This window comes from Streptodolium elevatio, from assembly GCF_040649515.1.
Classification (GTDB): domain Bacteria; phylum Actinomycetota; class Actinomycetes; order Streptomycetales; family Streptomycetaceae; genus Yinghuangia; species Yinghuangia elevatio.
Genome location: NZ_JBEZFP010000064.1, coordinates 40522 through 48373, shown reverse-complemented (window position 1 = coordinate 48373; position 7852 = coordinate 40522). Strand labels below are relative to the sequence as shown.

General features: G+C 71.6%; 9 protein-coding genes. 2 read left to right on the top strand and 7 right to left on the bottom strand.

Annotated elements, in window-relative coordinates; all coding sequences use genetic code 11:
- Positions 1 to 125 precede the first annotated feature (125 nt).
- The 3 genes from AB0C36_RS23675 to AB0C36_RS23665 form a co-directional block, all read right to left on the bottom strand.
- Complete coding sequence (locus AB0C36_RS23675; RefSeq protein ID WP_358357067.1) at positions 126 to 1043, bottom strand: DUF4232 domain-containing protein; 918 nt, start codon at positions 1041 to 1043, stop codon at positions 126 to 128.
- Between the two features lie 482 nt (positions 1044 to 1525).
- On the bottom strand, positions 1526 to 1981 hold the full coding sequence (locus AB0C36_RS23670; RefSeq protein WP_358357066.1) for a MarR family winged helix-turn-helix transcriptional regulator: 456 nt from the start codon (positions 1979 to 1981) through the stop codon (positions 1526 to 1528).
- Between the two features lie 13 nt (positions 1982 to 1994).
- A complete protein-coding gene (locus AB0C36_RS23665) occupies positions 1995 to 3287 on the bottom strand; it encodes an amidohydrolase family protein (RefSeq protein ID WP_358357064.1) in 1293 nt (430 codons plus the stop codon).
- A gap of 210 nt (positions 3288 to 3497) precedes the next feature.
- Here AB0C36_RS23665 and AB0C36_RS23660 point away from each other — a divergent pair, with 210 nt between their 5' ends.
- The gene (locus AB0C36_RS23660) at positions 3498 to 4016 is read left to right on the top strand and encodes a hypothetical protein (protein WP_358357062.1); all 519 of its coding nucleotides are present in this window, start codon (positions 3498 to 3500) and stop codon (positions 4014 to 4016) included.
- 41 nt (positions 4017 to 4057) lie between these two features.
- On the opposite strand, the gene AB0C36_RS23655 is transcribed toward AB0C36_RS23660, so the two are convergent.
- Together AB0C36_RS23655 and AB0C36_RS23650 are read right to left on the bottom strand one after the other, a co-directional pair.
- Complete coding sequence (locus AB0C36_RS23655) at positions 4058 to 4591, bottom strand: hypothetical protein (protein WP_358357060.1); 534 nt, start codon at positions 4589 to 4591, stop codon at positions 4058 to 4060.
- A gap of 151 nt (positions 4592 to 4742) precedes the next feature.
- The gene (locus tag AB0C36_RS23650; RefSeq protein WP_358357058.1) at positions 4743 to 5567 is read right to left on the bottom strand and encodes an IclR family transcriptional regulator; all 825 of its coding nucleotides are present in this window, start codon (positions 5565 to 5567) and stop codon (positions 4743 to 4745) included.
- Here AB0C36_RS23650 and AB0C36_RS23645 point away from each other — a divergent pair.
- Positions 5557 to 5727, top strand: coding sequence for a hypothetical protein (locus AB0C36_RS23645; RefSeq protein ID WP_358357056.1), 171 nt, complete (start codon positions 5557 to 5559; stop codon positions 5725 to 5727). The genes AB0C36_RS23650 and AB0C36_RS23645 overlap by 11 nt on opposite strands.
- Here AB0C36_RS23645 and AB0C36_RS23640 read toward each other — a convergent pair.
- On the bottom strand, positions 5701 to 6504 hold the full coding sequence (locus AB0C36_RS23640) for an alpha/beta hydrolase fold domain-containing protein (protein WP_358357054.1): 804 nt from the start codon (positions 6502 to 6504) through the stop codon (positions 5701 to 5703). The two genes, AB0C36_RS23645 and AB0C36_RS23640, sit on opposite strands and share 27 nt — an antisense overlap.
- Positions 6501 to 7796, bottom strand: a complete 1296-nt coding sequence (locus tag AB0C36_RS23635) for an amidohydrolase family protein (protein ID WP_358357052.1) — start codon at positions 7794 to 7796, stop codon at positions 6501 to 6503. Before AB0C36_RS23635 ends, AB0C36_RS23640 begins: the two co-directional genes overlap by 4 nt.
- Positions 7797 to 7852: the final 56 nt, after the last annotated feature.

The following is a 7852-nucleotide window of genomic DNA, read 5'->3' as shown; positions in this document are numbered from 1 at the left end:
CCGCTGGTGGTACCGCGCGGCCGAGGCCGGCAGCCGCATCGCCGCGTTCTCGCTCGGCGCGCTGCTCCTCGACGCGGTGCCGGAGGACGCGCCCGCGCCCGGCCGGAAGGGCCTGTTCGGGACGGTCACCTCGACAGGACGAAGTCCAGCGCGTAACCGGGGGCGGTGGTCCAGTACGTGACGCGTTGGAAGTCGTTGGCGTACAGCGGAGTCGCGCCGGGCATGGGGACGTCGATCGGCCCGCCTGCCTTGCTGCCGGGAGCGCTGCCCTGGAGGGTGAGGCTGATGCTCGTCACCTCGTACTCGTCCATCGGCCCGTTGAGGACCATGGCCGCGTACGCCTCCTTCCCCGGTGCGAGCGTGACCGGCACGCCCGGGTCCGGGTCGCTGTCCTCGATCACGGGGGCCGGGGCCTGGCCGTTGCCGAGCAGGATGTAGGGGTGGCGGTAGAGATTGCAGGTCGTGCTGCCGGCGTTCTGGACGGTGATCAGGAGGTGCCTGGTCTCTGTGGCGTCCGGGGGCTCCTTCTGGGAGGAGACCGCCAACGCGTCCGGGGCGCACGGCGCGATGGTCGCCTTGCCGCTCGCGCTGTCGGTGCCGACGGCACTTCCGTTGGCGGGCGCGGCTCCAGGCTTTGTGGCCCCGGGGTTCGCGGCGCTCGGCTTCGAGGCGCCGGGAGTGCTCGGAGCGCTCGCGGTCTTCGGAGCGGTCGCGGCGCTCGGGGTACCGGCTGGGCTGTCGGCGGGAGTTCCGGGAGTGCCCGGGTCCGCGGCGCTCTGGGCGGCATCGGACGACGTGGTGGCGACGCCCTCCGGCTGCGCCGCCGCGACCAGCGGACCCGGGGGCGGCAGCACCGTCTGCCGCTTCTCGCCACCGCTGCCCGTCAGGGCGACCGTGGAGACGACAGCGACGGCGGCAACCGCGGAGACCGTGCAAGTCGCCCACCCGACCCGGCGGTTGCGGCGGCGGGCGTTGCTCCCTGCGTCGTCCGGCGCCAGGAACGAAGCGTCATCCCCGTGTGTGCGGTGCTGAGACCCATACATTCTGCTGTTCCTTCCTGTTGTGGAGCCCGGTGGCCGGCGGAATGCCGCTGCCGGCCCGGGCATGACACCGGCGAGGATGAGGTGGGTGCGCCGCCTCGCCGTGCCACGAACCGACGGGGTGTCACAGCAGGGCTAATTCGTTCAAGGCAGCCGCTTCCTCACGCTTCCCTCGCACCTCTCTGCCCGGACAAACCCCGACTCGGCGCCCTGGGGTTGCACGGGAGTCGAGCCCGATTCCACATCCGTTGAGGGGAAGGCCCGAACCGCGGCGTTCGCGGGAAGGCTTCTCAAGAGCGGCAATTGCCGGCGATGGGAGGAACCTCGTGGTGGCGGCGGGCGTGTCGGTGGGGCCACCGACGCCGACGACGACATTCGATTCGGACGCGGGCATCGGGGACACGTCCGCGACATGTCCGACCGGGGATCGTCCCACCGGGACACGGATGAGGAGATCGCCCGTCATCCGGCACGGCCAAAGCCGGTTATGCGTCCTCGACCAAGGCGATGAGTTCGTCTAGGTGGCGCACGTACTCGCCGCGGCCTTTGGCCGGCAGCGGCAGGCCCGCCTCCCACTCGTGCAGGGACGCGTTGACGCTTTCGGCGATGTCGCGTCCCTCCGCGGTGAGTTCCAGCGCGATGCGGCGGCGGTCCGCCGGATCGGGCAGGCGGCGGACCCAGCCCGCGGCCGCGAGGCGGTCGACGGCCAAGCTCAGCCCGCCCGTAGTCCGGCCCAGCACGCCCGCGACCGTGACCGGCGACGCGCGGCGGTCCGGGGAGCGCCGGATGGTGGCCAACACCAGGTAGTCGGCGACGGACAGGCCGTACGGCTCGACCAGCCGGTCCAGAACCGTCGTCACCAGCATGTTCAACCGCACGATGCGGGTGAGCAGCCCGGCCTCGCCCTCGGGCAGGCCGGGCCACTCGGGGGCGTCGCTCATCGACCTGGGCACCTCACGACGTGATCCCGAAGCGTTCGAGCCCGAACGCCCGGATGGCATTGCCGCGCAGCATTGCATACACCTCGTCGGCGTTCATCCCGGCGCCCTCGCACAGGCGGTGCGCGACGGCGCGGGAGTTGGGCCAGGTGCCGTCGGAGTGCGGGTAGTCGGTCTCGAACAGGATGCTCCGCATGCCGACCGACTCGCGCGAGATCAGGCCGTGCTGGTCGTCGAAGACGCAGCCGTACACGCGGCCCTTCACGTACGAGCTCGGCGGGTCGGGCAGGTCGACGCCGCCGACGCCGTCGCGCCAGACCAGGTCGGCGCGCTCCAGCAGGTACGGCATCCAGCCGACCTGGCTCTCGGCGTACGCGATGGTCAGCGCCGGGAATCGGGCCAGCGTTCCGGAGAAGATCCAGTCCATCAGCGAGCCCTGGGCGTTCTGCGAGCTGAGTGCCATGCTGACGGCGAGCGGTGCGTCCGGCGAGGTGCTGGGCATGTGGGACGACGAGCCGATGTGCATGGTGACCGCGGTACCGGTCTCCTGGCAGGCGGCCCACAGCACGTCCCACTCGCCCGAGTGCATGGACGCGAAGCCGAGCCGGTGGGGGTTCTCGGAGAAGGCGATGGCGTACGAGCCCTTGGCCGCGCACCGCCGCACTTCCGCGGCGGCGAGCTGCGGGTCCCACAGCGGGACCAGGGTGAGCGGGATCAGCCGCCCCCGGCCTGCGCCCGCGCTCCACTCGTCGATCATCCAGTCGTTGTAGATGCGCAGGCAGCGGTAGGCCAGGTCCTTGTCCTTGCGCTCGGCGAAGCCCTGTCCGCAGAAGCGCGGGAACGTGTTGGGGAAGTTGACGGCCGCCTCGACGTGGTTGACGTCCATGTCGGCGAGGCGCGCGGCCTGGTCGTACACGCCGGGGCGGAAGTCCTCGTAGATCGCGGGGACGTTGCGAACCTCGTCCTCGGGGAAGCCGGCCGGCGCGTGCAGGCGCCCGGTCGGGAAGACCAGGTCGTCGTACACCCAGACGTCACACCACTGGCCGTCCTCGACATTGCGCTCGAACCCGTAATTGCCACCAGAGAACGCGAGCTTCACCTTCTCGCGCACCACGCGCGGACCCTGCTCGCGCAGCTCCGCCGGGAGTTCGTTCTGCCACAGGTCGCGCGGTTCGAGGACGTGGTCGTCGACCGAGATGATCAGCGGCATGGCATCGGGCGCGGGCGTGACGCCGGCCGAGGCGGACGCGGAGGCGGCAGGGGCAACGGAAGCGGAGGCTGTGGCGGCAGGGACAGGGGCAGGGGTCATTGCGGTGGGCCTTCCGGGTCAGGGTCGAGGGCACGCCGAGGCCGGGCGGCGTACCCGCTCGAGCGCGTACGGCCGTTTCGCGTGCGGGATCCGCGCTCAGGACCGGGCTCTGCTTCGCGCCCCTTGAAAGTAGCTTTTCAAAAAGCTACTTTCCACAAAGCGATCTGCACAAGCCCCGGTTCGCGCCACAGCGGAAGGACGACCGCCCTCATGGCCGACGAGACACCCCCCGCACACGCCGCCTCCGAACGCGCCCCGGAGCTGCGGATCACGCACATCTCCGAGGCCCCCTGGCACGAGGTCAAGGCCCAGTCGCACAACGGGCGCCGCACTTCGGTCTGGGAGAAGTTCCTGGAGTGGACACCCGAGCGCATGGTCATCTACGCCCGCTACGACGCGGGCGTCGTCGTCGAACGCCACGGCCACATGTCGGAGCACTACGTCTTCGTCATCGCCGGCGAAGTCCTCATCGGCGATCGCCCCTGCCCGGCCGGCACACACATCACCCTTGAGCAGGGCGCTGTCTTCGGTCCGCTCGTCGCCGGCCCCGAAGGCGCCACCCTCTACGAGATCATGGCGGGTGACCCTCGCGCGTTCCCCGCCGACCGCGAGGGCTTCGAACGCCTCCTGGCCGAACGCGACATCACTCCCCTGCCGAACCCGCCCGTGCCGTGGCCGGACTGGCTGGCGGCACGGACCGATGGAGACCCCGCGGCACAGCCGCGGTGAACGCCGGGCGGCGACGCGGCAGCGCCGCCGCCGGGCGGATGTCAGTTGGACTTGACGACGGTGAAGGCCACCTGGCGGTTCGCCAGTCCCAGGACGGTGACTTCGGTGATCTTCACCTCGGAATTGGTCGTGTAGTACTGCATGACGCCGTCGATGACCGCGTCGCCGTCGTCGGCGCCGTCGAACATCGTGAGGACCTGAACCGCGAACTTCCCGTCGGGCTGCGGCTCGAGGCGAACGTCCTCCATGTCCGCGCCGTACGGCTGCGTGCGCAGCCAGGCCAGGAGCGAGGCGGCGTACGCCCGGGACGCCGCGGTGCCGGCACCGTCGGGAGACTTCGTTGGGCTCCCGGCGGACGTGGCCGTGGGCTTGTCCTCCGCACCGGCCGGCGCCTGGGCGGTGAAGGACGGGAGGTCCTGCCGGCCGTCGTCGAAGCCCTTCGCGCCCGCACCCGGCTTCGGCGCGCCGGCATCGTCGGTCAGGCCAAGCCCGTTGCCGTCCCCGTCACCACCGCACGCGGTCAACAGTCCAGCGGCGACAACGGCAGCGGCAACGACGGATATCTTGCGGCGCATACTCTTCTCTTCCCCGAGACGTCCATTGACGGCCGGCTGCCCGGCAGACCGACCGAGACCGACCAGACGGTAGGGTACGGCCCCCTTCGACCGGACGCTCCTCCCCCTGCCGGCGCGGACGCGAACGGATCCGACGCCGACCCGAAAGGCTTCAGGGGCAGGCGGCCAGTTCGCGGGAGATGCTGCGCGCGGCGGTTTGCACGGCCAGGCCCAGTTGGCGGGGGCGGGCGACGTGGTGCGGGACGAGTACGCCGAGGACGGCGGCCACGGTGTTGTCCCCGCCGAAGACGGGCGCGGCCACCGAGACGATGGTCTCGGCGGCGTCCTGGCGGCGGTAGACCGCCAGGCGCCGACGGCGTACCTCGGCGAGGGTGCGGCGCAGGGCGTCCGGGCGTACGAGGTCGTTGCCGGGTTCGCTGTGGAGGGGACGGGAGAGCATCTGCTCTTGGACCTCGGGAGGGGCGAAGGCCAGTAGCGCCAGGCCGACGCCGGTGGAGTGCAGGGGCAGTTGGCCGCCGATGCGGTAGTCCACCGGTGCGGCGTGCGGCACCGACAGCCGTTCCACGAGAATCGCGGACAGGCCGTCGCGGACCGCCAGTTGCACGTGTTGGCGGGTGACCTCGGCGAGATCGTGCATGAACGGCAGCGCGACCTGGCGGAGGCCGTGGCCGCGTGGGGCGAGGGTGGCGACCTGGAGGAGCCGCAGGCCGACGGAGTACCGCCGGGCGTCGTCGCGTTCCAGCGCGCCCCACGCGGTCAGCCGGTTCGCGAGGCGAAGGACGGAACTCGCGGGCATTCCGGTGCGGCGGGCCAGTTCGCTGAGGCTGAGCGTGCGGTGGTCGGCGTCGAAGGCGGCGAGGAGCGAGAGCGCGCGGTCGACCACGGGCTCACCGTTCTCGGGACGCCGCCCGCGTCGGTGCGGCGGCGGGTCGGTTCCGGGGTGTGCGGGTTCCCCGGCGCCTGCGGTGGTCGGCATCGTTTCGCACGGTATCGCGCGCATCGCCGTCATCGGGGGCATCACCGCCGTCGGGGGCATCGCCGTCGGCGCGGGCGTCTCGGTCGTCGTGGTCGTCTCGGTCGGCGCGGGCGTCGCGGGCGTCGCGGTGCTCCTAGCGCGCTTCGGCGGCACGGAGTGAGTGCAGGAACTCGACCGAGCGGCACACGATGCCGGGTATGTCGGAGGTATGGGTCCACATGTGGCCTGCCCCGGGCACGAGGTCGAGTTCCACCCGGGCCCCCGCGCCGCGCAGGGCGTCCGCAAGGCGGACGCTCTGCGCGGGCGGCACCATGCGGTCCGCCGTACCGTGCACGAGCAGGACCGGCGGGGCGTCCGGGCGCGCGTACGTCGTCGGACTCGCGGCCCGGGCCAGGTCGGGGACGTCGGACGGAGGCGCGCCGAGTAGGTGCGCCTCGCGCGAGTCGGGGCCGGTGTCCGCCGCCGCTCCCACGGCGGCGAGGTCGGCGGGCAGGGCGAGGAGATCGGTGGGCGGGTACCAGGCGACCACTCCCGCAACGTCGGGGCGCGGATCGCCGCCCGCGCCGAGTGCGGCCAGCAGGGCGAGGTGCGCTCCGGCGGACTCGCCCCACAGGTACACCGGAAGGCCGGTGGGACCGTGCTCGCGCGCCCACACGACGGCCGCCAGTACATCGTCCAGCTGCGCCGGGAACCGGGCTTCCCCGCTCAGCGCGTAGTCCGTGGCCACGACCGCGAAGCCCTGTCCGGCCAGTTGCCTGTAGAACGCGAGGCCGCCGAGTGCGTCCAGTGGTTCGCGGCGCGAGCCGCGGCGCCACCCGCCGCCGTGCAGGTACACGATCACGGCCGCGGGTTCCGGAGGCAGGTACAGGTCCAGTTCGGGCGCGCGGCGGCCTTCCACCTGGCGGTAGGCGGCAGTGCGTACGGTCGGCGCCGTCACCGGGCCTCGCTCGGCAGCGACTCGGTGATCTTGTGGAACCGGCCGTCGCGCATGATCGCGAGGAAGTTGTCCGGGTCCTGCACGAGGGCGATGTCCTTCGTCGGGTCACCGCGAACCACGACGACGTCGGCGAGGTAGCCGGGAGTCAGCAGGCCGACCGGCATGTCGAGGAGCAGTCCGCCGTAGAAGGTCGCCGCGCGCAGGGCCTCCGCCGGAGTGTGCTCGAACAATGACACGAACAGTTCCAGGTCGCGTGCGTTCCGCCCGATCGGGTTGTTGGGGAACCCGTAGTCGCCGCCCGGCAACACACGCAGGCCGCGCTTGCGCAGCTCCGGGTAGAGCCTGGTCATCGCGTCGAGGGACGCGATCGAGCCCATCTTTGCGGCCATGGCTTCGTCGATCCCGAACTCGGCGCCCTCGTGGACGTTCGCCCACATGACGCCGACGGCGGGCGAAAGGAAGACCGACTCCCTGTGCTCCTCCAGCAGATCGATCGCCTCGGCGTCGGCGTAGGAGCAGTGGTAGATCGAACGGAACCCGTTGCGGACCGCAAGTTTGATCGAATCGGGCGACTGGGCATGGCAGTTGAGCCATACGTGCGACTCGCGGGCCTGAGCGCCCGCGGCGGCGGCCTCGTCGGGGCCGTACTGCGTGACCATCGAGCCGCCGACGAAGAAGACGTCGTCGTTGCTGAGCAGGAACTTGACGCTGTCGAAGCCGATTCGGGCCTGTTCCCGGACGAACTCCCGTACCGCGTCCGGACCGGTGGCCTGCGGTGCCGGACCGTCAGGCCCCATGCGCACCGGGTTGTTGTCGCGTTCGAAGGAGGCCGCGCGCATGCGCGGACCCGGGACCTTCCCGGCCGCGATGCGGTCGCGCAGGCGTACCTCGGTGGGGACGGGCGTCAGCGAGCCGGCCGAGTAGGCGCCGGTGAAGCCGTGGTCGAGCAGGATGCGGGCGTTGCGTTCGGCGATCGCCAGGTGCTCGTCGGGTGTCGGCATGTGGTGGAAGAAGCTGACGTCCATCGGCGGGTTGAAGGACGGGTCGAGGTGACCGACGGCCGAGGGGAAGGTGAGGTGCGCGTGTGACTCGATCATGCCGGGCATGACCGTGGCGCCCCGGCAGTCCACGACGCGGTCGCCCGGCTCGGGTTCGGTGCGGGTCCCGATGCGCACACTCTCGATCCGGTCGCCGCGCACCACGACCTCGCCCGGCACGCTCGGCGCTCCCGAACCGTCGAACACGAGGCCGCCGACGAACCGCACGCGGCCTTCGATCGCGCTGTCATCCATGGCAGTTGTCCTCCCGATGCGCGTCAGGTGGTACTGGTGCTTGGGTGCTTGGGTGC